The 26284-nt window shown below is 61.4% G+C and carries 21 protein-coding genes; 10 read left to right on the forward strand and 11 right to left on the reverse strand.

Going from position 1 to position 26284, the window contains the following annotated elements; translation table 11 throughout:
- Positions 1-38 precede the first annotated feature (38 nt).
- Positions 39-653 (reverse strand): hypothetical protein, encoded by a 615-nt coding sequence (locus tag BV210_RS05715; protein WP_077205706.1) that lies wholly within the window; start codon positions 651-653, stop codon positions 39-41.
- Between the two features lie 194 nt (positions 654-847).
- Here BV210_RS05715 and BV210_RS05720 point away from each other — a divergent pair, with 194 nt between their 5' ends.
- Positions 848-2542, forward strand: a complete 1695-nt coding sequence (locus BV210_RS05720) for a methyl-accepting chemotaxis protein (protein ID WP_077205707.1) — start codon at positions 848-850, stop codon at positions 2540-2542.
- A gap of 46 nt (positions 2543-2588) precedes the next feature.
- Here BV210_RS05720 and BV210_RS05725 read toward each other — a convergent pair whose 3' ends face one another.
- Positions 2589-4427: an ATP-binding protein gene (locus BV210_RS05725; RefSeq protein ID WP_077205708.1), complete on the reverse strand. Its 1839-nt coding sequence runs from the start codon at positions 4425-4427 to the stop codon at positions 2589-2591.
- 137 nt (positions 4428-4564) lie between these two features.
- Between BV210_RS05725 and BV210_RS05730 the strand changes: the two genes are divergently transcribed.
- From BV210_RS05730 to BV210_RS05740, 3 genes are all read left to right on the forward strand, one after another.
- Positions 4565-5119, forward strand: a complete 555-nt coding sequence (locus BV210_RS05730) for a DUF192 domain-containing protein (RefSeq protein WP_077205709.1) — start codon at positions 4565-4567, stop codon at positions 5117-5119.
- Positions 5120-5269: 150 nt separating this feature from the next.
- Positions 5270-6814 (forward strand): (R)-citramalate synthase, encoded by a 1545-nt coding sequence (locus BV210_RS05735; protein WP_077205710.1) that lies wholly within the window; start codon positions 5270-5272, stop codon positions 6812-6814.
- 240 nt (positions 6815-7054) lie between these two features.
- Complete coding sequence (locus BV210_RS05740; protein WP_077205711.1) at positions 7055-8347, forward strand: RNA-guided endonuclease TnpB family protein; 1293 nt, start codon at positions 7055-7057, stop codon at positions 8345-8347.
- On the opposite strand, the gene BV210_RS05745 is transcribed toward BV210_RS05740, so the two are convergent.
- The 3 genes from BV210_RS05745 to BV210_RS05755 form a co-directional block, all read right to left on the reverse strand.
- Positions 8330-9142, reverse strand: coding sequence for a class I SAM-dependent methyltransferase (locus tag BV210_RS05745; protein ID WP_077205712.1), 813 nt, complete (start codon positions 9140-9142; stop codon positions 8330-8332). The genes BV210_RS05740 and BV210_RS05745 overlap by 18 nt on opposite strands.
- 40 nt (positions 9143-9182) lie before the next feature.
- Positions 9183-9596 (reverse strand): EamA family transporter, encoded by a 414-nt coding sequence (locus BV210_RS05750; RefSeq protein WP_077205713.1) that lies wholly within the window; start codon positions 9594-9596, stop codon positions 9183-9185.
- Between the two features lie 137 nt (positions 9597-9733).
- The gene (locus BV210_RS05755) at positions 9734-10570 is read right to left on the reverse strand and encodes a deoxyribonuclease IV (protein ID WP_077205714.1); all 837 of its coding nucleotides are present in this window, start codon (positions 10568-10570) and stop codon (positions 9734-9736) included.
- Between the two features lie 309 nt (positions 10571-10879).
- Between BV210_RS05755 and BV210_RS05760 the strand changes: the two genes are divergently transcribed.
- Both BV210_RS05760 and BV210_RS05765 read left to right on the forward strand, forming a co-directional pair.
- Positions 10880-12151: a glycosyltransferase family 2 protein gene (locus BV210_RS05760; protein ID WP_084802576.1), complete on the forward strand. Its 1272-nt coding sequence runs from the start codon at positions 10880-10882 to the stop codon at positions 12149-12151.
- A gap of 67 nt (positions 12152-12218) precedes the next feature.
- Positions 12219-12398, forward strand: a complete 180-nt coding sequence (locus tag BV210_RS05765) for a hypothetical protein (protein ID WP_077205715.1) — start codon at positions 12219-12221, stop codon at positions 12396-12398.
- 226 nt (positions 12399-12624) lie between these two features.
- Here BV210_RS05765 and BV210_RS05770 read toward each other — a convergent pair whose 3' ends face one another.
- Positions 12625-14244, reverse strand: coding sequence for a PGF-CTERM sorting domain-containing protein (locus tag BV210_RS05770; RefSeq protein WP_157525870.1), 1620 nt, complete (start codon positions 14242-14244; stop codon positions 12625-12627).
- Between the two features lie 140 nt (positions 14245-14384).
- Between BV210_RS05770 and BV210_RS05775 the strand changes: the two genes are divergently transcribed.
- From BV210_RS05775 to BV210_RS05790, 4 genes are all read left to right on the forward strand, one after another.
- Positions 14385-15314, forward strand: a complete 930-nt coding sequence (locus BV210_RS05775; RefSeq protein ID WP_077205717.1) for a hypothetical protein — start codon at positions 14385-14387, stop codon at positions 15312-15314.
- Positions 15315-15420: 106 nt separating this feature from the next.
- On the forward strand, positions 15421-16161 hold the full coding sequence (locus BV210_RS05780) for an ABC transporter ATP-binding protein (RefSeq protein WP_077207987.1): 741 nt from the start codon (positions 15421-15423) through the stop codon (positions 16159-16161).
- Positions 16151-17392, forward strand: a complete 1242-nt coding sequence (locus BV210_RS05785) for an ABC transporter permease (RefSeq protein WP_077205718.1) — start codon at positions 16151-16153, stop codon at positions 17390-17392. Before BV210_RS05780 ends, BV210_RS05785 begins: the two co-directional genes overlap by 11 nt.
- The gene (locus BV210_RS05790; RefSeq protein WP_077205719.1) at positions 17389-18621 is read left to right on the forward strand and encodes an ABC transporter permease; all 1233 of its coding nucleotides are present in this window, start codon (positions 17389-17391) and stop codon (positions 18619-18621) included. The genes BV210_RS05785 and BV210_RS05790 overlap by 4 nt, the downstream gene beginning before the upstream one ends.
- Before the next feature lie 94 nt (positions 18622-18715).
- On the opposite strand, the gene BV210_RS05795 is transcribed toward BV210_RS05790, so the two are convergent.
- The 5 genes from BV210_RS05795 to BV210_RS05815 form a co-directional block, all read right to left on the reverse strand.
- Positions 18716-20245, reverse strand: a complete 1530-nt coding sequence (locus BV210_RS05795; RefSeq protein ID WP_077205720.1) for a flippase — start codon at positions 20243-20245, stop codon at positions 18716-18718.
- 341 nt (positions 20246-20586) lie between these two features.
- Positions 20587-21669 carry a glycosyltransferase family 4 protein gene (locus tag BV210_RS05800; protein WP_084802577.1) on the reverse strand — a complete coding sequence of 361 codons (1083 nt, stop codon included), beginning with the start codon at positions 21667-21669 and terminating at the stop codon, positions 20587-20589.
- Between the two features lie 56 nt (positions 21670-21725).
- Positions 21726-22811, reverse strand: a complete 1086-nt coding sequence (locus BV210_RS05805; RefSeq protein ID WP_077205722.1) for a glycosyltransferase family 1 protein — start codon at positions 22809-22811, stop codon at positions 21726-21728.
- Positions 22808-24070 (reverse strand): sulfatase, encoded by a 1263-nt coding sequence (locus BV210_RS05810; RefSeq protein ID WP_077205723.1) that lies wholly within the window; start codon positions 24068-24070, stop codon positions 22808-22810. Before BV210_RS05810 ends, BV210_RS05805 begins: the two co-directional genes overlap by 4 nt.
- Before the next feature lie 298 nt (positions 24071-24368).
- Positions 24369-26045 (reverse strand): hypothetical protein, encoded by a 1677-nt coding sequence (locus tag BV210_RS05815; protein ID WP_157525872.1) that lies wholly within the window; start codon positions 26043-26045, stop codon positions 24369-24371.
- Between the last annotated feature and the right edge of the window lie 239 nt (positions 26046-26284).

Genomic DNA, 26284 nt, shown 5'->3' on the forward strand with positions numbered 1-26284 from the left:
AGAACACAGATTCAGGGGACGGATAAGTCGCCCGAAACTCACTCCTCGCGGTCGAACCGCTCGGCCGCCGAGGCGAAGTCCAGCTCGTCCTGCTCGCGGGCGCGCCGAGACTCGGCCTCGGCGATGGCTTCCGCGTCGGGATTCACGTCGTCGTCGATGCGCGCCCACGAGTCGTGGACCTTCGAGTGACACCAGCGACAGAGGACGACGGTGATCTCGTGGCTCGGGTCGCCGTCCTCGGCGCGGCCGTCGGACGCGTCCGCATAGGAGAGGTGGTGTTCCTCCAGCAGCGGTCGCTCGTCGGAGTGGGCCAGCCGTCGGGCTTGCAGTCCGCAGCGAGCGCACTCGCGGCTCGCGGTTACACCGCTCGCTCCGTCCGAGGCACTCGCTGCGCTCGCGCCTCGCTGGTCTCGACAGCGGAAGTGCGGACAGTCGGCCCACTCCCACGGCCCGGTCAGCCCCTCTTCGTCGAGGTCGCCGGCGACCGGACACTGGAAGTCCTCGGCGCTGCGGGCGTCGGCGAAGGCCGGATCGCGGTCGCCCTGCTCGACGGCGAAGCGACACTTCCCGGCGTCGGTGAGGTGATCACACCGGTCGACGTGTGCGTATGGGTCGTCGACCCCGACGCCGGTCCCGGTCGGCGTCTTCTCCATACCACCTCTGTGCCGTCGCCACCCTTCAAACGTCCGACGACCGCCGCCGGCGGACGATCGAGAGCCACATCTGATTCTGTAGTGAACCCCGGCCGACGAAAAGGGAGCCGGATGTCGAATACGGGTCGAAAGCTGGTTTCAGTTAGTGAGAATTTTGACTGGCATTAAACTGCTCCCGGCGGTGTTCGAGAGACATGAGCAACGTTCTCGACAGGTATCGCGCCCTGCTGTGGGGATCGATGGATCGACTCGGCGTGACTGGGTCGGTCGAGCGGAAGGTGGTCGCGGCGGTGGCGATCCAGTTCGCTATCTCGCTGGCCCAGGCCGTCGTCCCGTTTCTGGCCACCGGGCTCGTCCGCGTCGCGCTGGTCGGCACGCTCGTCGTCGCGGCCCTCGTCGCGTTCCTGAACACTCTCCTCATCACGCGCGAGGATCTGGTCGACCCGATCCAGGACCTCGAAGCGACGGTCGCGTCGGTGGCGGTCGGCGACCTCGACGTGACCGCCGCCAGATCCGACCAGCCCGACGAGGTCGGGTCACTCACCAACGCCGTCGCCGACATGAGCGAGTACCTGACGACCGTCTCTCGGCAGGCCGACGCGCTGGCCCGCCAGGAGTTCGACGCGCCCGCGCTGGAGGAGGACGTCCCCGGCGAGTTCGGCGAGTCGCTGTCGACGATGGCCGCGGAACTCGAAGGCTACACGACGGAACTGGAGGAGATGACCGCCGAACTTCAGGAACGCTCGGCGAACTTGGAGGAGATGGCGGCTGCCTTCGCCGAGGCGACCGAGCGGGCCCGCGAGGGCGACCTGACCGCGACGGTCGAGTACGACGCTAGCGAGGACGAGTACGCGTCCGTCGTCGACAACTACAACGAGTTGCTGGGGACGCTGGCCGACACCGTCGGCGACGTGGCCGCCTTCGCCAGCACGGTTGCGGAGACGAGCGACGACCTCCAGTCCTCGGTCGCCGAGATCGACCGCGCCAGCGACGAGATCGCCGGCTCGACGGGGGAGATCTCGGAGGGGGCGGCCACCCAGAGCGACCGGCTCCAGCTGGTCGCCAGCGAGATGAACACGCTCTCGGCGACGGTCCAGCAGATCGCAGCCTCGGCCGACGAGGTCGCAGACACCGCCGAAGAAGCCGCCGAACGGGGGCGCTCGGGCCGGGAGGCCGCCGCCGACGCCATCGAGGAACTCGACGCCGTCGAGGACCGCATCGACCGCACCGCCGAGGACGTGGCCGGCCTCGCGACCAAGATCGGCCGGATCGACGAGATCGTCGCGGACGTCGAGGAGATCGCCGCGGAGACGAATCTGCTCGCGCTGAACGCCTCCATCGAGGCCGCCCGCGCCGGACAGGACAGCGAGGGCTTCGCCGTCGTCGCCGACGAGGTGAAAGCGCTGGCCGACGAGGCCCGCACCTCCGCCGACGAGATGTCTGACCTCATCGCCGAGATCCAGCGCGAGGCCGACGAGACCGCCGCGACCGCTCGCGAGATGAACGAGCAGGTGACCGACAGCATCGCGACCGTCGAGGGTACGCTGTCGAACTTCGACGACATCGTCGAGGTCGTCGGCGAGTTGCACACGAGCGTCACGGAGATTTCGACGGCGACCGACGATCAGGCCGGGACCACACAGGAGGTCGTCGAGATGGTCGACGAGGTGGCCTCGATCAGCGAGGAGACCGCCGCCGAGGCCGACACCGTCGCCGCGGCCGCCCAACAGCAGACCGACTCGGTTTCGACCGTCGCCGACCAGACCGAGTCCCTGTCGGCCGAAGCGGCCGATCTGACCGACCTTCTGGATCGGTTCCGGCTCCCGGGCGCGTCCGTCCAGCCCGGTTCGGCCGTCGAACCCGGCGCGACCCGGCCCGCAGATGACTGACCTCGATTCCTGCGACTTTGGGTGAAGGGGTGCCCGACCAGCCGTCTCACTCCGGAACGGCCGTCGGCGTCTCCGCGACGGATTCCTTGCTCCCCTCGGTGAAGACGAACCGCGCACCCTGATCGTAGTCGGAGTCGTGTTCGACGGTCCAGCCGTGGGACTCGGCCATCGTCCGGACGATGGAGAGGCCGAGTCCGGTCCCCTCCTCGGTGGTGGTGTAGCCGTACTCGAAGATGTCGTCGGCGTGTTCCGCGGGGATGCCGGGACCGTCGTCTTCGACGTAGAACCCGCCGGACGTCCCGCCGACCTCGACGGCCACGTCGGCCGGGCCGTGGGCGACAGCGTCATCGGACGAAGTCCGATTGCCCGTGGAACCGTGTTCGACAGCGTCTTCAGAACGCTTCGCGTTCTGATTGCCCGTCGAACCGTGTTCGACAGCGTTCCGGAAGCAGTTCTCCAGGATCGAGAGGAGTTTCGAGCGGTCGGCCTGGATCTGTCGGTCGTCGGCGACGGTTAGCGTCGCGTCGCCGGTGTCGACGTTGGCCCAGGCGTCGCGGGCGGCCGTGGCCAGCGAGACCGACTCGGTCTCCTCGACGGTCTTGCCCTCGCGAGCGATGGTGAGGATATCCTCGATGATCGACTCCATCCGCTCGTGGCTGGTCCGGATCTCGTCGAGATGCCCGGCTGCGGTGTCGGCCTCGTCGGCGTCGATTCCGTCCTCGTCGAGCATCCCCGTCAGGATCTCCGCGTAGCCGTCGGCGACGTTGATGGGGTTGCGGAGGTCGTGTGAGATCGTCGAGGCGACCTGATCGAGGCGTTCGTTCTGTTTTTCGAGTTGCCAGCGGGACTGTTCGAGCGCGGTCACATCCCGTAGCAGGATCGACAGCCACTCCCCGTCCCGGTCGCCCCGTGCGACCCGCGAGACGGTGACGGAGTAGTGGCGGTCCTGACCGTCGGCCGGCATCGTGATCCGGTCCGCCTCCTCACCGTCCTCACGCAGGTCGACGACGTCGGCGAGCATCGGGCAGACGTCCTCGAACGGGTCCCCGACGCGGCCCTCGAGATCGGACCAGACGTGCGTACTGGCCTCGTTGTAGTCGACGACGCGGCGTTCGTCGTCGAGGACGAGGACTGGATCACGGAGGTTCTCCACGACGGCGTTGCGCGCGACCGGCTGGACGTTCAGCAGGTCGAACCGGAAGAGTGCGAGGGTCACGAACACGTTGAACGGGATCGTCGAGTAGGTGGCGTGGTTGAGGTGGTCGGCGGGGAACAGGCCCGCCTGACTCGCGGCGGTGATGACCACGACCGAGAGCACGGCGGCGATCAGCAGGGCGAGCTGTTTCGTCGCGCGCGCCGAGGTCGAGAGCAGGTACACGTACAGCTTGTAGAGCGTGTACCCCCCGAGCGCGTAGGTGAGCAGATAGACGACACCCAGTCCCGCCTCGACCTCGTAGGCGTAGTAGGTGATCGGCTCCTGTATCAGTCGGACGTTCGTGGTATAGAGACCGTCCGGTCTGGTCAGCGAGAGGACGACGAACCCGCCGAGGATCGCCGTCATCGTCGCACGGGTCAACCAGTGACGGTGGAAATCCGTCCCCGTGTACCGGCCGGCGAACACGGTAAAGGAGAGGTACGAACAGAACGCGAGCAACGCGATCGGGAAGAACAGCGCCCGCTTGCCCCCCGACGGCGGGACGAACAGATAGATCCAGAAGAAAAACGCCGAGATCCCCCCGGTGATCAGCGTGATCACGAACCACTTCGCCCCCGCCTGATCCCAGTGACGGCGATAGATCCAGTAGCTCAGGCCCGCGTGCAACAACACCGTAACCGCCGGCAGCGCGTAGTACGCCAACTCGACGGCCGAGAGACTACTGGCCATACTCGCTATACTTACGGCCGCGTTTTTAACTAACCCCCCCAGTTCTCAGAGCTTGAAACGGAGACGCGGCGTGAGTGGCTGTCGTCGAGAGCCGTTCTCGACCAAAACGTTTTGTCGGCACCGGGAGAGCGACGGGTATGCGCGTCGTCCACGAGACCGAGGGCGAGCGGCGAGCGCTTGCGACGACCGTCGACCTCGCCGACTCCTTTATCTCCCAGACCGTCGGGTTGATGGGGCAGTCCACGCTGGCCGACGACTACGCACTCGTCTTCGAGTTCGGCGACCCCGGCTTCCTCTATCGGCTGCGGGAGACCGTCCCGCGGCGCGTGATCCACATGCTGTTCGTCCGGCTGCCGCTGGACGTGCTCTGGCTCCGTGACGACGAGGTCGTGAAAGTCGCGACGCTCTCGCCGTGGACCGGAATCGGCGTCGCCAAGGCCGACACCATCGTCGAACTCCCCGCCGGCAGCGCCGACGGCGTCGACGTCGGCGACACGGTCGTCGTCGAACGTGAGGAGTCTCCGGACGACCCTGCTGACACCGACGCCGCCGCCGAACCCGACACCGACGACACTGGCACTGCCGATACCGACGAGTCGGCCGCGACTGGCGACGGGACGGCGGCTCCGGCCGACGGAACCGGTGATGCCGCGACGGCTGAGGACGAACCGGCCGCCGACGAGCAGAGCTAGAGACTCGCTGTCTCGAATCCAATAGATTAATGCGAGCCTCTGGCTAACTGTGGGGTACAATGTCGGACCATACCCCGACGGAGGATAGAGGAAGTCGCCGCAAGGCGGCTGGATGCGAAATTCTCGGTTCTGCCTGATGGTGGACACACCGTGACAGAGAGTAGCTTCTTCGGGAATCACCCACAGCTTCGGGACCCGAGTGACGTCGACGACGTACAGTTTCTCGACACGACGCTTCGCGACGGCGAGCAAGCGCCGGGTGTGTCGCTGACACCCGGGGAGAAAGCGCGCATCGCCCGCGGACTCGATCGAGCAGAGATCGACTTCATCGAGGCCGGCAGCGCCTGCACCGGGCCGGGCGAGCGCGAGACGATCCAGCGCGTGACCGACCTCGATCTCGACGCCACGATCACGAGTTTCTGCCGTGGCATCAAGAACGACATCGACCTCGCACTGGACTGCGACGTCGACGGCGTGACCATCGTGGTCCCCGGCAGCGACAAGCACATCGAGACGAAAGTCGGGACCACCCACGAGGACAACGTCGCGAACACGGAGGAACTGGTCGCCTACGCAAAGGACCACGACCTCTGGGTCGAAGTCATCGCCGAGGACGGCTCCCGGGCCCGGGTCGAGTACCTCGAAGAGCTGATGAGCGCGTCGATGGACGCCGGTGCCGACCGGATCTGTTACGCCGACACGGTCGGCCACGCGACGCCCGACGACACGCTCGAACGGATCCAGCCGATGACCGAACTCGGCCCGACGAGTACCCACACCCACGACGACCTCGGACTGGCCGTCACGAACGCCCTGGTGAGCGTCGCCGCGGGCGCTGACCTCGTCCACGGCACGATCAACGGCATCGGCGAACGGGCCGGCAACGTCGCCCTCGAAGAGGTCGCCATCGCCTTGGACCACGGCTACGGCGTCGAGCCGATGGACCTCACCGAGGTGTACGACCTCGCACAGCTGATCTCCCGGTCGACGGGCGTCCCGCTGGCCCCGAACAAGGCCGTCATCGGCGAGAACGCCTTCACTCACGAGAGCGGCATCCACACCGACGGCACCCTCAAGGACGACTCGATGTACGAGCCCTACCCGCCCGAGAAGGTGGGTCGGGAGCGCCGACTCGTCCTCGGCAAGCACGCCGGCCGCGCCGGCGTCGCGGCCGCCCTCGAAGAGCACGGCATCGACGCCGACGACGACGAGATCGACGAGGTCGTCGAGCGCGTCAAGGCAATCGGCGACCGGGGCAAGCGCGTCACCGATGCCGACCTCCTGACGATCGCCGAGGAGGTCGTCGGCCAGGATCGGGACCGCCGCGTCGAGCTCCTCGAGATGACCGCCGCGAGCGGCTCCGGTACCCCGACCGCGAGCGTCCGGGTCGAGGTCGACGGCGAGGAACGCGTCGCCTCCGGCACCGGGTCCGGTCCGGTCGACGCCGCCGTCTCCGCCGTCCAGGGGGCGCTCGGCCACGCCGCCGACGCCTCGCTCGACTCCTACCACGTCGACGCCATCACCGGCGGCACCGACGCCGTCGTCACCGTCGAAGTGGAGATGTCCCGCGGCGACAACACCGTCACCGTCGCCGTCTCCGACGCCGACATCACGCGGGCCTCGGTCGAGGCCATGGTCGAAGCCATCGACCGCCTCATCGAGAACGAACCCGATCAGGTGCTCGCCGACGATTAACGGCACCCACTTTTCACACGAGGAGGAAATCGTGCTGTCGCTATCCGGGGAACGAATCGACGCTTCCCGGACGTCCAGTGTTCTCAGCCGGTCCGTCACAGCGGTAACAGCGCGGAAGCCCACCGGCTTTAGCCGTGGGAGGAAGCGCGTAAACTCCGTGTAACCACTCACTAGTATCGGCATTGCCGACTCCCCAACATAGTCAAAACTACTAATAAAAAGTAGCAACTACTGTGAGATATGGCATGGGAGGTAACTCGAACGGTACGCGTTCGCCTTGATGTGCCCGACAACCGCAAGAGCGACCTCCACGCCACCAACAACAAGTTCCAGTATTGTGTCAACCGCACCGCAGACTGGGCGTGGCGCTATCCCGATGAAGACTGCGTAACCAGCAAAAGCGAAGCTGAAAACGCAATCTACGACGACCTTCGGGAAGAAACAGACTACCTGCACGCGAACCTCGTGCAGAAAGCCATCAAACGCGCCACCGACGACATCGACAACTGCGTAGACAGGCTGGCCGAGGGCGAGAACACCAGCAAGCCCGAATACGACACGTTCAGCATCGTCTACGTCAAGCGAGCGGCCTCCTTCTACCGCGATAAGGTAAGTCTCGCTACCGTCAACGGCAGAGTCGAATGCGAGTACGACCTGCCCGACAACCCCGAAGGCACACCCCACGGCGAGTACCTGCTGAACGAGAAATACTCGTTTTCGACCAGCACCGTCCACTACGACAGCGACGCCGACGAATTCTACCTCCACGCGGCGATGGAGCAAGAACTTGACGCGAGCAGTCCTGAGAAAGCTGAGGATTCGAGAGTCCTCGGCGTGGACTGCAACGTTGCCGACCATATTGCCGTGACCAGCACAGGTCGGTTCGTCGGCAACGCCGACTATCTTAACCACCAGCGCCGCGAGTTCGAGAAACGGCGTGCCAGCCTGCAACAGACCGGGACGCGAAGCGCCCACTTGACCTACCAGCGCATCGGTGACAGGTTCGGTCGCTGGAGCCGTGACTACCTGCATCGGTGCTCGAAAGAACTCGTTGCAGAGGCCGAACGCCACGGCTGTACGCACATCGCGTTCGAGGACCTGGCGCAGATTCGAGAGCGCATCAGCGATGGCAAGAAATTCCAGCAGTGGGCGTTCCGCGAACTGCAAGAGCAGGTGGCATACAAAGCCGACGAACACGGTATCGTGGTCGAGACGGTCGAACCGTCCTATACGAGCCAACAATGCTCGAAATGTGGCTGTACGCTCGACGAAAACCGCGACGGGCAACGCTTCGCTTGCTTGCACTGTTCTTATACTGCGAACGCAGATTACAACGCAGCGAAGAACGTAGCCCGAAAACTGGCGTTGAAACTCCAGCGGGGGCAGAAGTCCCCCGCTGGAGGGGCGTTCTGTCAGTACGCCCTGAAGTCGGGGGCGATGACCGTGAACGCGACTGACGTGGCGTCCGACACCCCCGTGTCGGCAGAACGGGAGTCCACCGGCAAGCCCACCGCTTCAGCGGTGGGTAGCTGACTCCGGCGTGACCGAACCGACCGTGACGAAGAAGGGGACGACCTCGCGACGGTGGTACTCCTCGGACTGCATCTGGGCGATCACGTCCCGGCCCATCGCGCGCCAGGCCGTCCGGAGGTCGTCGACGTCCTCTGGCGTGGCGTCACCGGCGAGCATCGTCTCGCGGTCGGCCTCCAGTCCCTCACCGCTCGCCTTCCGGCGGGCCGCCTCGACGGCGTGTTCGGAGTAGGGAGGTTCGATCCGGCGCTCGTGATCGTACCGGGTCGTGGATACATCGGTCAGACCCTCGTCCTCGAAGAGGGCTGCGGCGTCCGCCCCCAGCGCGGCGTCGGTCGAGATGCCTTGCAGATATAGCTCGCGCGCGCGTCTCGCGAGGGTGGCCTCCGGGTCGGCCGAGGAGGTCACCGACACCGCGGCGTTGTTCGGTTCGATCACCGCGACCAGATCGGTCGAGACGCGGGCGAACTCCGCGACCGCCGCGGCCGGGTCGGGCAGGTTCACGAGCAGCGCCTGACAGACCACCAGATCGAAGCTGTCGTCGGCCACCGGCAGGGAGAGCGCGTCGCCCTGGAGTCGAGGTGGGTCGACACTGGCGAGCAACCCGCGGTCGGCGTCGAGGCCGACCACCTCGCCGGGCGTCTCCTCCCGGAGGACGCGCGTCAACTCGCCCGTCCCACAGCCCACGTCGAGGACGCGCTTCCGACCCGGGAGGTCGAGGTCGGCGAGCGCGTCTCGGGAGTCCTCCCACATCCCGACCCGCGTCGTCTCCAGGTACTCGGCACTGAACTCGCGCACACTCGCTCGTTGGTCACTGGCCGACAAAAACGGTCGGGACCTACGTCGCGATGAGAACGATGCTGAGCACGGCGAACCCGATCCCGAGTCCCTTCCGGGCGGTGAGGGGTTCGTTCAACACGACGATCCCGAGTGTTGCGCCGCCGACGATGAACAGCCCGTAGATAGGGACGACGACGCTGACCGGCCCGGTCGCCAGCGCACGGAAGTACCCGACGACGGCACCGGCGAGCCCCAGCCCCGCAGCGACCGCGTACAGCGTGTGGATGCCCGTGACCGACGTTGGCTCCCACTCGCCGGTCAGGATCGTCACGAGCGTCGTCGTCACCAGCAGTACCGGCACGGCGATGGTCATGACGGTGAAAGCCGGCAGTTCCCGCTGGGCCAGTTTCACCAGCAAGAAGACGCTTGAGTAACTCACCATCGCACCCAGCGACCACAACACGTATCTCACGACCCGGCCACCTCCGGGAAGCGATCCACGAGCGTCGATCCGTCGAAGAAGTGCATAGCCGGTCTCTGAACCGCCCCGTACAAACAGGTTCGCCCGGTTCGTATTCCCGAAACTCCCTTCGATTCCCTCGTGTGATTTTAGTCGCCGTCCCGGAGCTCCTTGACCTTCTCGACGTTCCAGGCGAAGCCGCGGCCGTCCTCCGTGGGCGTCTCCAGCACGAGGGGGACGTCCCGGATGGCTTCGTGGTTGACGAACGCGTCCATACCGTCCTCGCCGATCAGGCCGTCTCCCACGTGGGCGTGTTCGTCCTTGTTGGTGCCACACTCGTGTTTGGAGTCGTTGAGGTGGACGCAGGCCAGATCGTCGAGGCCGACCACGTCGTCGAACTCCGCGAGCGTGTCGTCGACTCCCTCGGGCGTCGAGAGGTCGTAGCCCGCCGCGAAGGCGTGGGCCGTGTCCAGACAGAACTCGATCTCCTGTTCGGTGCGCTCCCGGACGGTCGCGAGATGGTCGAACTGCCCGCCGAGTTTCGTGCCGCTGCCCGCGTCGCTCTCGATCAGAATGGTGACGCCGTCGGGCACGTCGAGTTCGTCCAGCGCGCTCGCGGCGTTGGAGAGGCCCTGATCGACGCCGGCACCCGTGTGGGCCCCCAGGTGGACGTTGACGTACTCGATTCCCAGTCGGTCGGCGGCGTCGAGTTCCGCCTGCATCGAGTCGATCGACTTCTCGCGGAGGTCGTCTTTGGGCGTACAGAGGTTGACCAGATACGAGGAGTGGATGACCCACGGCCCCACGTCAGCGTCGGCGGAGTTGTCGCGGAACTGTGCGGCGTTGTCGGGGTCGATATCGGGGTCCTGCCAGACCTGCGGGGAGTGTGAGAAGATCTGCCCGCAGTTACCGTCGTACTCCAGTTGTTCGTCGACGGCGTTGTGGACGCCACCGGCGATAGAGGTGTGTGCACCGACTCTGAGCATAGTCGGACTGGGTTCGTGGGGGCCAAAGCGGCTTCGATGCGTGATGACCGGTGAGACGTCTATCATGTCTGCTATTCATACAACTATCACGCAATGAGAAATTACTATATGGGACAATGGCAAACAAGAAGATAGCAGGGTGACAACGGTGGGAAGATATCCGAAAGCAGCCCGGGCAGCCAGTATCAAGTGTATCGATTGTAACGCGCCGGTGGTCGAGACGGTGGACCGCTCGTACGTCTGTGCCGAGTGCGGGGAATCACCGATCCGAGCGCGCGTCGGGGCTGACGGAGGCGAGGCATCGGAGTGATGTCGACGGACTCGGACAGCGGAATCGAGGAATCCGGTTCCACACCTGAGGTGGACGGATCCATCGGCGTGTCGTCGGTCGGTGCGTCCCAGACAGACCTCTCCGGCGACGATCTGTTGGTCCAGCGCGACAGTGATCAGGAACCGAGCCTGACCATCGTGATGCCGACCCTCAACGAGGAGGAGGGCATCACGGAGTGTATGGACCGGGCCAAGACGGCGATCGAGGAACTCGGCGTGTTCGCAGAGATCATCGTCAGCGACAGTTCGACCGACCGGACTCCGGAGATCGCCCGCGATCTGGGTGCGATCGTGGTCGAACCCGACGAGGGCGGCTACGGTAACGCCTACAAGTACGCCTTCGAGCGCGCTCGCGGTGAGTTCGTCGCCATCGGTGACGCCGACACGACCTACGACTTCGAGGAGTTGCCCAAACTCGTCAAACTGGCGACCCGGGACGACGTCGACATCGCGATGGGGAGTCGCCTCGAGGGCGAGATCAAACCCGGGGCGATGCCAGCCCTCCACCAGTACGTCGGGAACCCGTTGTTGACCGCGTTCCTCAACACCTTCTACGACGCCGGCGTGAGTGACGCACACAGCGGGCTCCGCGTGCTCGACGCCGACGCGCTGGACCGCCTGGATCTCGAGACGACCGGCATGGAGTTCGCCAGCGAGATGATCATGGACGCGGCCGCCAAGGACATGACCATCGCCGAGGAGCCGATCACCTACCACGAGCGCGAGGGTGAGGCTACCCTCGACAGCTTCCGGGACGGGTGGCGACACGTCAAGTTCATGCTCGTGAACGCGCCGGGTTACCTGTTCTCACTGCCCGCCGCGTTGCTCACGCTTGCCGGCATCGCGGTCATGGGCCTGTCACTGTTCGGGACCCAGATGGGAAGCGTGACCTTCGGCCTCCAGACGATGATCGGTGGCAGTCTCATCACGATCGTCGGCTATCAGGTCGGGACCCTCGCGATGTTCAGCTCCATCGCGACCGACCCGATCCGCGAGCCCCGCGATCCGATCACCAGCCGGATCCGCGAGAACTTCAAGCTCGAACACGGCGCGTCGATCGGCGTCGGCCTCTTCCTGCTCGGCGCGCTCGCGCTGAGCTACGCCGTCGTCGGGTGGACCATCGAGGGGTACGCCGCCGTCCCGTCGGCGACCGTCAACCTGCTGGCCTCGACAGTGACACTGCTTGGCGTCCAGACCATCTTCTGTTCTTTCTTCCTGAGCATGCTGGCGACCTCGGGCGATTCGGCCTGAGGCCGCCAACTCAGCGTTTGATAATTGCGGGGGACGATTTATGGTGACCCTGTCGAAGTTATTTCCAATGAGTTCGTCAAGTGTGCTCCGATACAGCTACAACGTCGGAAAGATCCTCGTGTTGCTCGCGGTGTACGTCGTCGCGCTGTCCGGACTGACGATGTTGGCCACGGGCAAACGCGCGCTGGATCGGATCCGTGCCGCGGGCGGACACGTCTTCCGGGCGTCGCGACCGCGGTCGTCCTGATACAGCCAGCGAAAGCTCACATCTTCAGAGTGAGTAGAAGCGACAGCCCAGCGTGGCAGGCCACGCACTACTGCTCGTTCGGATGTTCTACTGCTTCTAACCCTGCGACGAGAATCTCCAGAGAGGCTTCTTCGAGACGCACGTCCTGCTGTTCAGCGCAGTCGGTCACTGTGGCGAGAAAAGTGAGTAGCGATCCGTTGTTCGCAGAAAATTCGTCGCCGGGTAGTTACGACCGCCGACGGGAGAGCAACGCAACCGCGATCAGCGACAGCGTGGCGATCACGATTCCGAATCCGGGGCCGAAGCCGGTCGTCGTGTTCGGTGCGTCCGTCCCCGGGTCTGCCGCCGCCTGACCGTCCGATCCGGGGGTCGGCGTGTCGTCGTCGGTCTCCTGCTCGCCGTCGCCCGTCTCGGTCTCTCGCTCGTCGTCCTCGTCTTCGGTATCGGTTTCGTCGGTGTCGTCCCCGTCAGTTTCCTCTTTGTCGTCGGTATCGTCGTCGGAGTCGGTGTCACCGTCGTCATCGTCGGTGTGGCCTCCGGTGTCGCCATCGTCGTCATCGTCGTCGTTTCCACCACCGGGGTTGGCCGGTCCATTGCCACCGCCGGGGTTGATCTGGATGCGGCCCGTCGACGTCGCGGTCTCGTCGGGACCGTCACCCTCGGCGACGTAGACGTACTGGTAGGGACCGGTCGACCAGTTGCCGAACGTCTCCACGGTGAGCTCCACATCGGAGCCGTCCTTCTCGACCGCGACCGCCGAGGCGTCGAGCGTCGCGTCACCCGTCGAGACGGTGCCCGGCGGTTCGGTTCCGATGCTGGTCGCGACGAAGTCCACGAGGCCGGGGAGTTCGACCGTCGGCGAGACGCGTCGATCCGAGATGTCGACGCCCATCACCGAGAGGTCGTTCTCGATCTCGGCGACGCCGTTGACCTCGTCGAGCGAGTGCTCGATCGTCACGTCCTCGGGCCGGACGTCGCGACTGACCTCGTCGACGTTCAGCGTGAACTGCTGTCCGACCAGCGTCGGGCGCCGGTAGAGAACCAGCGAGTGCGTCACGTCGTCGTCGCCCAGGTTCGCGTCCACGTCGAACGTGGCCTCGTCGCCGGGGTTGATCCGGGAGTCCTCGGGCGAGACGTCGGCCGCCGCGTGCTGGACCGGGACCGAGTCGACGCCGACGATCGTCACGTCGCCGTCGACGCTCGCGTCACCGTCCGCAACGGAGAATCCGTCACCGTCCTCGACGATGGCGACGGCGAACACGTGGACGCCACTCTCGCTCGGTTCGTACTTCGCTTCCAGACCACCCTCGTCGTCGAACTCGCCGACGCCCTCGCCGTCGTCGAGCAGGTCGTACGTGACGTTCTCGTTCGTCCCGGCCAGCAGGTCGGCTAGATTACCATCGATTCCACCCTGACTCACCACGGATCTGGCCGTTTCCGTGTCCTGGACGTTCGCGACCAGCACCTGGGCCTCCTTCCCGGCGAAGTCGCCGGTCCCCGCACCAGTCGTGTCGGGATCCAGCGACAGCTCGATTTTGTCGCCGGTGTCGTAGACGTTCAGATGCCGTTTGTTCAGCGGCACGTCGCCCGTGTCGAACTCGTCGACGTTGACGAACGAGTTCACGCTCGTGACGCGTGTCGCCCCGGGCGTCTTCGCGCGGAACGGCAACGCGGCGCGTTCCCAGACGTCCACCTCGTCGGTGACCTCGACGACGCTCTCGTTCTCGACGCCCAGTGCGGCGTTCGCTCGGTTATCGGGCTGTGCCATTCCGGTCTGGACACCTACGACCGTGAGGGCCAACAGGCCGGCTACCAGCAGACACACTCTACCCACCCTAAGTGTCATACGCAATGGTTTTACGCGCGCTTTCTTAACCGTTTAGATTCCTCTGAATGCTGTCTCGTTTACGGGTTGCCCGAAAGCGCTCGTCGAACGAACCCCACTTGACCGGAAATAGTTTTGCCCTCAGTGACGCAGATATCGCCATGGACACAGGATCGGGGGTTCGGTGCGTGGTTCTCGTCGCGGTGTTGTTCGCCGTCCCCGGACTCGGGGCCGCGACCGGTGACGTCGGACAAGACGCTGGTGCCGACGACTACAACGTGACCGTCGCGGACGCGGTCGAGACGCCGACCCGGACCGTCTCCCTGGAGGGCGAGGAGTTCGATGTCTCCGCGGTTGCCCAGCGTCGCCCGGGCGAACGGATCGACGTCACGGTCGCGGCGCCCGATGCGGGCTACGACCTCTATCTCTACGACGCCGACCGCAATATCCGGGACACGTCCCGCCAGCGAGGACCCGCAGAGGCGGCCTTCGACACCGAGGGGCTCGAAGTCGGAACGTACGTCGTCGCCGTCTACAGACAGGGGGAGTTCCTCGACGTGTTCCCCGTGGTCGTCGCCGGCTACGACGTGACCGTCTCGACGCCCGCCGAGACGGTGACCGACCGGACCGCCAGGGTTCCGGTGACGGTCACGTCGACGGGCGACCGCAGTGCGCCCGACGCGGTCGAGGTCGTCGTCGGCGACCGGAACCGCAGCGTCAGGACGACCGCGACGCGAGTCGAAGACGGCGAGTACGTCGCCAACGTCGATGTCTCGCGCTTGCCCGCGGGGACCTACCGCGCGTACGCGTCCGTGATCGAACGCCGTCCAGACGCGCGCGATCAGTCCCTGGGGATCAGCGACGGCGCGACCCTGACGGTCGGCGACACGCCACCGCCGACCTCACAACCGGGTAATTCCAAGACGATCGAAACCACGGACGGGTCGGGTTCCTCCGCCGACGTGCTGACCCCGAACGGGAACGACGGACCATCGACGACTGCAGGGACCGGACGGTCGACGGCCGTGGCCCTGCTGACGGTCGCCCTGCTCGGGTACGGGCTGGTGACGGCCCTTCGGCGTCGGCGGTGACGCGGCCGTCCCCGGATCACGTATCGGGCGAATCCATCGTCAGGGGAGATTGTTCAGGTAGAAGATGTTTTATTCGTCGGCCGTCTGCGTCGGACCAACGAAGATCATGTCGAAGGAGGTCGCGGGAACGGACGGCGACGAGGGATCGGTCGTCCACTGCGCGGACGTCGTCAGGGAGTACCGACGGGGCGGGGGTGGCTTCTTCGGGGGCGACGGGACGGCGATCCGCGCCGTCGACGGCGTGACGCTGTCGATCGACGCCGGCGAGGTCGTCGGCATCGCCGGCCCGAGCGGGAGCGGCAAGACCACACTCTTGCACCTGCTCGCCGGCCTGGACACGCCGAGTGCGGGGACGGTCACGCTCGCCGGCACCGACGTGGGGTCGCTCTCCGAGCGCGGGCGGGCGCGCCACCGCCTCGACCACGTCGGCATCGTCTTCCAGCGCTTTCACCTGCTGCCGTCGCTGACCGCCACCTCGAACGTCGCGCTCCCGCTGGTCGAACGGGGCGTGGGCAAGCGAACGCGCCGGGAACGGGCCCGCGAGGCGCTCGAATCCGTGGGCCTCGAAGACCGGGCCGATCACCGCCCCGGCCAGCTCAGTGGCGGGGAACGCCAGCGGGTCGCCATCGCGCGAGCGCTCATCACCGAACCGGACCTCGTCGTCGCCGACGAGCCGACCGGCGAACTCGACACCGAGACGAGCGCGCGAGTGCTGGACGTGCTGACCGACCTCGCGACCGACCGCGCGGTCGTGCTCGCATCGCACGACGACCAGGCGCTGGCCGCGGGCGACCGACTGGTCCGCCTCCGCGACGGGGCCGTCACCGGGGAGGACCGTGCCCCGTAGCCTCGCCCGCCTGCGCCGCTGGTACGGGCTCGTCGGCCTCGGGGTGACCCGGGTCGTCGGCTCGCTCGTCCACGGCGGCACTCGACGCGTGGGCTACAGCGTGCTCGGCGTCGCCATCGCCGTCGCACTGCTGACGGTCGTGACCGGCATCGCCTTCGGCGTGACCGCCGACGCGACCGTCCACGGCGAGGGCGTCGACTACGTGGTCGTCCCCGAGCGCGGGACGGCCAGCTCCGCGGTCGTCGCGACCGGCGACCCCCGGCTCGGCGACGTCCACGCCACCGCTGCGGGCCTCCGCGAGGACGAGCGGATCTCCCACGCCACGCCCGTCTTGCGCCAGGTGCTCCAGGTCTCCGTCGACGGTGGCTCGACCCAGGAGTACGTCGCGGTGGTCGGCGTCGTCGGCGGGGAAAATCTGGATCTGGTCGCCGGCGTCAACGTGTCGGCCCTCACCCCCGGCGACCCCCACTACGCGAACGGAAGCCGCAACGGGTCCTGGACCGGCGAGGTCGTGCTGAACGAGGCGGCCGCGTCGGTGCTGAACGCCTCGGCTGGCTCCGGGTTGCAGTTCGCGACCGCACCCGAGCGCAACTTCTCGGTCGTCGCGGTGGCCGACGCCGAGCGGAGCGGGCCGGGCGGGTCGGTCCCCGTCGCGGCCGCGCAGTTGAGCGAACTGCAGGCGGTGACGGGCGCCGACCGCGGGGACGTGGCCACCCACCTGCTGGTGGACACGAACGCACCGGGCGTCCGGGACCGGCTCGCCGGTCTGTACCCCAACACCGAGGTCGTCGAGCAGCGCGGGCTCTCGACCTACCAGCTGGGGAACTCCGACCTCCCGCTCGCGATGGCCGTGGTCGCGTTCCTGACGGCGCTGGTCGTCGGCGTGCTCTTCATCGGGACGACGATGGCCCTTGCGGTGACGGCCGACCGCCGCCTGCTCGCGACGATGGGCGCCGTCGGCTTCGGCGGTCGGAGCCGCTCGCTCATCGTCCTCGCCGAGACGGTCACCGTCTCCGTGCTCGGCGGGATTCTGGGAGTGGTCGTCGGCCGGGCCGGCATCGCCGCGACGAACCTCGCCACCCGGGAGTATCTGGGGACCCAGATCGCACAGTTCCACCTGGCCCTCGCCGCCTACGGGCTCGGGGTCGCGGTCGTCATCGGCCTGCTCGCCGCGCCCTATCCGGTCTGGTTGAGCCATCGAGGTCGCGTCACGGAGGACATCCGACGATGAGAGTGCTCACGCGACTCCGTGCGTCGGTCGGACTCGCCATCGCGCAGTTGCGGTACGACCGCACGCGGACGGCGCTGGCCGTGCTCGGCGTCGCGCTGGCCGTCGTCTCGACGACGCTGTTGCTCGGCCTCGGCATCGGCGTCGTCGCCTTCGGCGAGGAGCGCTTCGCCCAGTCCGACCAGGAGCTCTGGGTGACCGGCGGCCCCGTGGAACTTGCGCCGGGGACGGTGGGCGGCGTCGACAACTCCCTGACCGGCTCGCACGAACTCTCCGATCGGATCAGTCGCCACGAGGACGTCAAGATCGCCGCACCGCTGGCCTTCCAGACCGTCTACGTCGGCCGGAATCGGAGCGAGCTGGAGCCAATCGCCGCGGTGGGGGTGCCGTTCGTCAAGGAGAGTCGCATCGGCATCGACCGCGGGTCGACCTTCTCGAAATCAGGCACCCACTACGCCAACGGGACCTACGACGGCCCGATGAACCACGAGGTCCTGATCGACCAGCGGACCGCGAGCCTGTTCGACGTCGGCATCGGCGACACCCTCTACGTCGGCGGGACGACCAGTACCGCCCGCGAGCACGAGTTCGAGATCGTCGGCTTCACCTCCACCTTCTCGCAGTTCCTCGGGACCTCCACCGTGACGCTCCAGCTGAGCGAACTGCAGGAAGTCACCGGGACGACCGGCACCGACGAGGCCACCTACGTCGCCGTGAACTTAGAGGACGGCGCCGACCCCGATCAGGTGGCCGGGGAACTGGAGCGGGAGTACCCGAACTACGACGTCCGGACCAACGAGGAACAACTGCAGTCGCTCCTGCAGGAACGGCTGGTGGTGCTGGCCGCTGGAGTCAGTTTGGCCGGGTTGGCCGTGGTCGTCGGGTTCGCGATCACGCTGAATCTGTTGTTGTCGTTTGTGGCCCAGCAACGCCGACAGTTCGCCGCGCTGCAGGCGCTCGGCTGTTCCCGGTGGACGCTTGGCGGGACGATCGTGGCGCAGGCGTTGGTGGTTGGGTTGGTTGGGGTTGTGGTGGGCCTGGGGCTTTCCGTGCCTCTGGCTATTGGTCTGGAGTGGGTCGCCGAAACGCTGGTCGGCTTCGGGGATGTGATTCAGTTGTCCGGGACTGCTGTATTGGTCGGGGCCTGGATTGGTGGAGTTACGAGTTTGGTTAGTGGGATGGTTGCTGGGTGGGGTGTTGGGCGTGGGTCGGTGGTAGAAGACGATATTTGATATTGGCTCAGCCAATAATATTTGTATTTGAACTATTCCATTGCTATTCAGACCTCCTTGAATCCAGGACCAAATCCATCAAGCTTTGTTGGTACTATATCTGCTTTCTAAGAAACTCTCTTGTCCTTTCCATCTCGAATCCTATCTTATCCTCAAACATATCAAATAAAATCAAGTCATCCTCTTCAACACTACGCGTGAGGAATAGTGAAAGTATTTGAATTATTCCGAGGGAAAGTCCAACTAATACCATTTCAGGGATGCTCAGTTGGTTCTGAGTGAGTAACGCCAGAGACGCTGCAAACCCTGCTGTTGGAATAATTGGTTTGATATTGGATAAAGCAAACGGAGTAATCCCAGTTTCTCTATAAATAGCACCTGTTTCAACTATATTGTATACTGCGTAACCCATCACAGTAGAAAATGCTGCCCCTACGATTCCAAACACGGGGATGAGAAGTATATTGAATATAAAGTTAAAACACAGACCAACAGCTGCGGAATATAACTCAATTCGAGGTTGATCAATAGCCTGTACTACGTCCCCATTTAACCCAGTAACAGCACGTATGAGAAGACCTCCAACCAATACGCTCAATGCCGTGGCTGCGGATAAATACGCCTCACCGTACACAATTCGTATTATATCAGAAGAGAAGAATGAAAAGAGAAGAACTGGCGGTGTGGTAGCGAGTAGTATCCATTTAGTAGATGCATTATATAAATGGTTCAATTCCTCCTTCATTCCCCTATCATAGTATTTTGTCGCCAGAGGTAGGAAAATAAACGTGAATGAGCCAAGAATGAAGGTTGAAATTTGTTGGAGTGGCTGGATTGAACGGTAGTAGCCGACTGACGTTTCATCCATGAAGTATCCAATCATCAATATATCTAGATTTCGGAGAAATAGGAAGATTGCTAGTCCTCCAGCTAACGGCCATGAGAACCGCCAGAGTTCGCGGACTGAGGTAACACTTGGAGTGTGGTGGGATATATTTGTCAGATCAAGATTCTTCCTTATGAAGATACTCGCTCCCAGAACTAAAAGAAGTGGAACGGAGAGCCAGTATACGATAGCCCCCAGTACATTTTCGCCCGTTAAGGTTAAGGCTAAAAGGATACCGATAGAGCCGAGTCGTGAGATGAAGTCCTGTGAAATAACAGCGGGAAAAGATTGTTTCTGTGCTCTTAGTATTCCTAGCGAAATTCGACCTAACGGGTAAAGAAATATGTAAGGAATGAATAGGACCAAAAATGTGGAGACAGCCATAATTCCCGCTATCTGAGCTATCCAATTTCGAAGTAGATAGAGAACTATAGAGGAGATCGAAGCACTAAACAAGACAATTATAAGACCACTTTGAACGATTTCTTCTTTAGAAAGACTGCCCCGTTCACCGGACATTTTTCTTGTAACTCCATCATGTACCCCCAGAAGTACAATTGTCGCCACAGATGATACAATCGTATACGTAAAGGCAATTTCACCAAACATATTTGGGTTGAGAGACCGAATGATAATTATCTCTCCAAAAAATCCAAGAGCACGGCCTAAAATAGTGCCACAAAGAATTAGTAGTGCGCTCTCAGCCAGATCCCCGAGTGATTCATTTGCCGACTGCACATTAGTTCATTAGAAGTTAAATATTAGTAAATTTCGTCTTCTCGCCATACCATATCCGTAATTAAATAATTAGGTCCATAGATCATATTCTATCTTGTAAAGTCCGCTATTGGTTTTTTGGTCCGGAGAAAGCAAAGACGTGGATTGAGGAAGCAAGGGAAATCAATCTCTCTCAATCAGAAAGAGAGGATAAAGATGTACCACTCGATCTTCTGGAAGAACTCGGTTATATCGAATAACTCAAAGCAATAGATTGTGGTTTTCCCAAATGTTTCACCAGACCCGTCCACCTATTCTCCTTACCGGATGTTTTATGAAAACGGTGGGTCGAAGGAAGTATCTCAGCTCACTGCAGATTGATACTGGTCATAAATTCTACCTGTAACCGTATCCCAATCCCAGTCTGCAATTTGGTTTTCCGCATTGGTTGACAATTTTTCCCGGAATCCTTCTGAGGAATAGAGTTTCTCCAGAGCATCGGCAATTTTGGATGCATTATGATCAACAAGCAATCCAGTTTTCTCATCTTTAATTATATCTGGGATTCCACCTACTGGCGTCGAAATCACTGGTACACCTAGCTCAAATGCTTCGACTATGACGCGAGGCATCCCTTCCCGTTCAGAGGGCAGAACGAGTGTATCCGCTTGTGAGATTTCGGTCAATGCCGTTCTGTGAGAGACACTCCCCTTCAATTCAATTTTATCACCATATTCGATACCCTCAATATGGTCTTTTACTTCATTGAAATCCGGTCCATCGCCTATAATTACCAACTTTCCAGATCTGTGCTTTGTATAGAACTCCTCAAAGGCATCAAGTAAGAGGAATATGCCCTTGTGTTGGATTACCGTCCCAACGAAGATAATCGTGAATTCGTCGTTTTCTGATTCAATAGCACAATCAGAAACGTAATCTGGATTTACAACCGGGATTCTTGTAATTTTGTTGGCGTCGACACCCGCCTTCTCAAGACGGGCATCAATATTACTGCTACAGCTAAGCCAATGCTCAACATTACCTAATGTAACCATCCATAACGGGAAGTCCTCATCGCGACAGTCGTAGACGAGGGGGACATCTAAAAGGACTGTAGCAACCGCGAGCCCCGGGACGGCATTGGAGGTTGAATGAGAATGAACGAGATCAATATCCTCAAAGAGTATCAGATAGAGGCTTATAATGAGAGATACGAGAGAGGGAATTGCGGTCCGGATGAATAGAGGAGGGTGGTGAAGTTCCGGAATCACCCTAAGGACGGTAACCGCTGGATTATCATTTATTTCATCATGGTCTTCCCCCCTAGCCGTAAGTACAAAGATAGTGTGATTGTCATCTATCTTCTCAACCAAGTTGGAGAAATATGAGGCTGCCCCACCTGATTGAGGAGGATATATTGGCGAGTGTATCAGGATTCTCGACATTTTGGTTCAATATCCGCCTTTATTTTTATAGTTATTACGGTTCTGATAGAAGTAATTTACCTTCCCTCAACATTAGTAAATACGTTCACAAGGCGATTACCAGCCCGTTCCCAGCTGTACTTTTCTACTAATTCCTCACCACATTCCGTCAATTCAGTCTTGAGTTCATGATCGTTCAGTACCTTCCAGACTCCCTCTGCGATTTGTTCGGGACGATCTGGATCCGGAAATAGTGCACAATCACCCAGAACCTCCGGTAGGGCCGCAGCACTAGAAGCAACAACGGGTGTCATTTGGGTCATTGCCTCTAGCGGAGGAAGGCCAAACCCCTCATATTTCGACGGATAGAGGAAGATATCTGCATTCTTATAGGCATATTTAAGTTCAGGCTGGGTAAGATACCCCGGAGTCACAATTTGGGAGGACTCTCCAATAGTGAAGTCTTGAAATATCGACTTGTTTCCAGGGCCAATTATCACAAGTTTATGTGGAACGCCGTAGTTTTCCCGGAGTATGCGATAACTCTCCAGTATACCACTAATATTCTTCCGGGGGTTGAGTGACCCTACATATAATATGTAATCATCTGGGAGATCTACCGGAGATTCTAATGACGAATACAGATAGTCATCAGAGACTCCATTTGGTACGACCGAGATTTTGCTCCTGTCAACAGAAATTATCCGTTCTATCTCGGATTTCGAGAACTCTGAAACCGTCACTATAGCATCCGCTAATTGTAGTCCTCGAGGTAAGGTAATGGTTCGATATAACCGGTGAGTCGGACTTGACATGCCTCTCAGTGCATTCATGTCATGGGTGCACACTACAACAGACGCATCAATTTCTGTAAGTGGGGCGTTTCCATTGGGACAGTACAAGAGATCGATATCGTACTTCTCTATTAACCTCGGGAGAAAAATTCGCTCCCACAGAATGCCAAAGACCTGACTGTCTCTGAAAAAATAGTCAGATATGAGTTCTTCTTCAGGAAATAATTCAGCTACTGAGTCGTGACCTAAAATAGCAAGGTCAATCTCATCGTTCTTTTCGAGTTCTTTTGTTTGATTTATAGCAGTTTGAACTGCCCCCCCTGGCTCTGAGACAGAGAATGTTCTTGCATTCACCCCTACTCGTATCATTCCTTGTACCCCAGCGCACTCAGCCGCCGGTCGATCTCTTCGTCAACCTCGGAGTCGTCACCACTGGCCCCTCCGTTCTCCGCACGAATCCGCTCGTCGACGTGTGCCTCTAGCTCCTCACGTAACGACCGGTCCGAACAGTCGCCGAACTCCAGGGACCCGGTTTCAGTGTCCCGTTTGCAGAAACACACACCACTCTCGGAACGCACCGCGTACCGGCGAACGTGCGCGTGCTCGTCCTCACCGCGAGCCTGCTGGAACACGGACCGATTACCAGATACGTCGAACAGCGACGCGCCGACGTACTCTCGGTCCACACCCACGGCGTCACCGATCGTCGCCGCGACGTCGAGCGTACTGACCGGCGTCGAGACCACGTCCCCATCCGCGCCCCCTGGCGGGCGAACGAACAGCGGCACCTTCGTGATTTCGTCGTGGAGGTAGCGCGGGTGTTCGTAGTAGTCGTGTTCCCCAAAGGCGTCTCCGTGGTCGGCAGTCACGATCAACAGTGACTCCTCCAGCACGCCACGGGATTCCAATTCGTCCAGAAACTCGCCGACTTGCGCGTCGTTGTACGCGATCTCGGCGTCGTAGCAGTCGATCAACAGCTGCCGTTCCTCGTCGGTGATCGACTCGGGATCGTCGATGGCCCGCTGGTACAGCGACTGCGCGCGTTTGTCGGACACCCCACCGCGACCGTACCGCTCGCGGTACTCACCCGGCGGTTCGTACGGGCCGTGGGTGTCCATGTAGTGATTCCACAGGAAGAACGGTTCGTCGTCCAGCGATTCCACCCAGGAAATCGACCGCTTATTGATCTCGTCGGCGCGGGCGTAGTGGCGGTTCCGCAGTTTGTCCAGCAGCCGCTGGGCCAGCGCCACCAGTTTGTTGCTCCCGAAGTGGAGGTCGTCGTCGAACTCAGCGAATCCCCGGTCGAAACCGTAGGCCCGCGACACGAACGGGTTCGAGTGGAAGCCGCCAGTCGCGAAGCCCTCGTTCGACAGGTCCGAGGCGATCGTTTCCGTCACGAGGTGGTACTTCGCGTCGATCGCCGTGTCGGGATACTCGCCGGTGAGGATGGCCGGCACAGCTTCGCGAGTGTGGGAACTCGCACTGTAGGCGTTCTCGAACCGGAGACACTCCTCGGCGAGTTCGTCGAGCACGGGGGACGTGTCACGCTCGTAGCCGTAACAGCCGAGGTGGTCCGCCCGGAGGGCGTCGAAGGAGAGGAGGGCGACATTCTCCCAGTCCCCATGCATTATATTCACAGAATAGACCATGCAGTATATGTGTTACGTGATTTGCGCGAACTTATTAGGATCGGTCGTGGTACCAGAATCTGAGCCGGGGTTCGAGAATAACGGCCAATCCCGCACCGAGGAGAGGTAAGCCCAGAAGTAACGCCTGTGCTACGAGAAGGACGTCTGACAAGACGACCATGTCCTCGCCTGTCCAGACAAAAACTTGATCAATGGTGAGGATGCGGGCAATTGTCTAGGTAAAGAAAAGCCCACCGGCCAGAGAACTCGCGATCAACGTTCGAGTTGTCGACTTGGATTACTTTCTGGCATGGATCGTGACCCCGCCATTATCGTAGACCCTCTGGTAAGAGGTATTCGCGTTGAGGGTCTGTTCTGGTTCCCACCTCAGCCGATACCAATTGCCTCTGAGACGCCAAACCTCGACATCGGTTCTATATGCAATATACTGGTACTCGTAGTTGAGCAACGTTCCATTTATCAGCTCGTTGTTCAACAATCCCGGATGCCAGAGAGGATTGGGAACGGTCTTCTGGTGATGTATCCCGCCACGAGCAGCCTGTTTAAAGTCGACTGCCTCGTCGCCGTAATACAAGTCCATATAACCAGTTTGATCAATTCTGTGGTTGGCGAACTGCTTTCCCTCGACCTCTTCTGCGGAGAGGTATAGACGCGGTGTGTCCGGATAATCCGGCATAGCCGTCGAGCTGAGGGGATTCGCTAACAGAATCACCAGCAGGAATCCAGCTGCAACAGTACGAGTGCTGACCCGGCCGGAGTGTAAAAGCCGCGCCAATCCAACACCGATGAGCGTTGCAACGAAGACAGCCCCATACATGTAGACTCTCTGGTATCCAAGTCCCGATCCGACTAAGCCCAGAAGTGCAGCGGAAACAGTCACTCCTGCGGCCGCCTGGAGAAGCCGGACGCGACTGTCGTCATACCGCCGGAATAAAACCAGTCCGACGATCCCGCCAGCCCCAACAGTGGCCGGTAGATAGAGTTGGCGAAGCAATGAGACAATAAGGGGAGATTCAACCACCGTCGCCGCTGCAGGTTGGACTACCTCGAACGATATCGGTAGTTCAGAGAGGCCAACTATCGAGAATATCTTTAGAACTGCCCTTTCAGAGTATCCCAGGAGATAGATCCACTGAAGGGCTAATGCGGCAATTCCAAGTGCTGCAACAATCCACATCGTGCCAGGGGAGCGGTGGATACCTATCCAATGAAGTACGGCCGAATATCCGACAAGGACAGCACCAATGCCAGCGAACAACATCACCGGGATTTTGTGCGTAACTGCGCCGGCCAGCAGGAAAAGCCCCAGTGGGAGAATATACTGCAAATCTAACTGACGATTGATATTTGTCATCAGTATCACCACAGAACCAGTGAGATAAATTGCCGCCACCGCCAGAGGGGTTGGAGCCATCCCAAAGAATAGTGAAGATGCACCGACAGCGGCCACACTTGCGGCGATAATCGGAGCGTCCGAATCGGACGTCAGGCGGCGAGACAGAATTGCTGCGAACAGAACGAATACGAGGCCCACGAGGAATGGAAAGACAGCATATGCCAGATCAACGGGCAATCCTGTAATGAGCATCACCTCCGCACCGAAAACATGAAACGCAGCTGCTGCTCCGTAAAAGTCTGGAGCGATCGCACTTAGGTCTCCAGTGATGGCGATGATCTGGCTGCGGACCGCGTACGCATCTGGGTCAAAAAACATCATGCTTGGAGGGAAGAGATATCCAAATACCCGCGCAGCGGCGGCTAGGATTGCAATCGCTACGACCCCTGCGACCGCTGATGCCCGCGACCCGAAACTGCCGGCCACCAGCGCACACACAGCTACAGCAAGTCCGAGCGGCAGCCCTGGAAAGAGTGTCCCGGAGATATGGGTATAGAAAACCCCCGTTCCGAAAGTCAGAGAAGCGCAAATGGCCCCTATTTTGAATCGCTGATCCACGTGTTAGATGTACATGTTGGACCCTTTTAGTTTTTCTAAGCAACCACCTGAAGACGGGGTCAGCCAGCGCATATCGGAGAGCAAGAGAGTCTGTCGCTAACTGATCGTCGTCATGTTACCAGTTTCATCAGCGACAACAGCCTCTACAGAACCATTGACGTATTCCTCGACGACGTTCGGCGGTTGAACACCACCGGAGTATGACCGGAAGTTCATGGTTTCCCTCCCGGAGAAGATCA

This window comes from Halorientalis sp. IM1011, assembly GCF_001989615.1.
In the GTDB taxonomy this organism is placed as follows: Archaea; Halobacteriota; Halobacteria; order Halobacteriales; family Haloarculaceae; genus Halorientalis.

Coding starts and splice junctions, on each gene's coding strand:
- BV210_RS05800 (WP_084802577.1), bottom strand. CDS start 21,669: ATGTCGAGAATCCTGATACACTCGCCAATATATCCTCCTCAATCAGGT.
- BV210_RS05775 (WP_077205717.1), top strand. CDS start 14,385: ATGGACACAGGATCGGGGGTTCGGTGCGTGGTTCTCGTCGCGGTGTTG.
- BV210_RS05760 (WP_084802576.1), top strand. CDS start 10,880: ATGTCGACGGACTCGGACAGCGGAATCGAGGAATCCGGTTCCACACCT.
- BV210_RS05755 (WP_077205714.1), bottom strand. CDS start 10,570: ATGCTCAGAGTCGGTGCACACACCTCTATCGCCGGTGGCGTCCACAAC.
- BV210_RS05740 (WP_077205711.1), top strand. CDS start 7,055: ATGGCATGGGAGGTAACTCGAACGGTACGCGTTCGCCTTGATGTGCCC.
- BV210_RS05720 (WP_077205707.1), top strand. CDS start 848: ATGAGCAACGTTCTCGACAGGTATCGCGCCCTGCTGTGGGGATCGATG.
- BV210_RS05805 (WP_077205722.1), bottom strand. CDS start 22,811: ATGATACGAGTAGGGGTGAATGCAAGAACATTCTCTGTCTCAGAGCCA.
- BV210_RS05790 (WP_077205719.1), top strand. CDS start 17,389: ATGAGAGTGCTCACGCGACTCCGTGCGTCGGTCGGACTCGCCATCGCG.
- BV210_RS05765 (WP_077205715.1), top strand. CDS start 12,219: ATGAGTTCGTCAAGTGTGCTCCGATACAGCTACAACGTCGGAAAGATC.
- BV210_RS05715 (WP_077205706.1), bottom strand. CDS start 653: ATGGAGAAGACGCCGACCGGGACCGGCGTCGGGGTCGACGACCCATAC.
- BV210_RS05770 (WP_157525870.1), bottom strand. CDS start 14,244: ATGACACTTAGGGTGGGTAGAGTGTGTCTGCTGGTAGCCGGCCTGTTG.
- BV210_RS05810 (WP_077205723.1), bottom strand. CDS start 24,070: ATGCATGGGGACTGGGAGAATGTCGCCCTCCTCTCCTTCGACGCCCTC.
- BV210_RS05780 (WP_077207987.1), top strand. CDS start 15,421: ATGTCGAAGGAGGTCGCGGGAACGGACGGCGACGAGGGATCGGTCGTC.
- BV210_RS05730 (WP_077205709.1), top strand. CDS start 4,565: ATGCGCGTCGTCCACGAGACCGAGGGCGAGCGGCGAGCGCTTGCGACG.
- BV210_RS05725 (WP_077205708.1), bottom strand. CDS start 4,427: ATGGCCAGTAGTCTCTCGGCCGTCGAGTTGGCGTACTACGCGCTGCCG.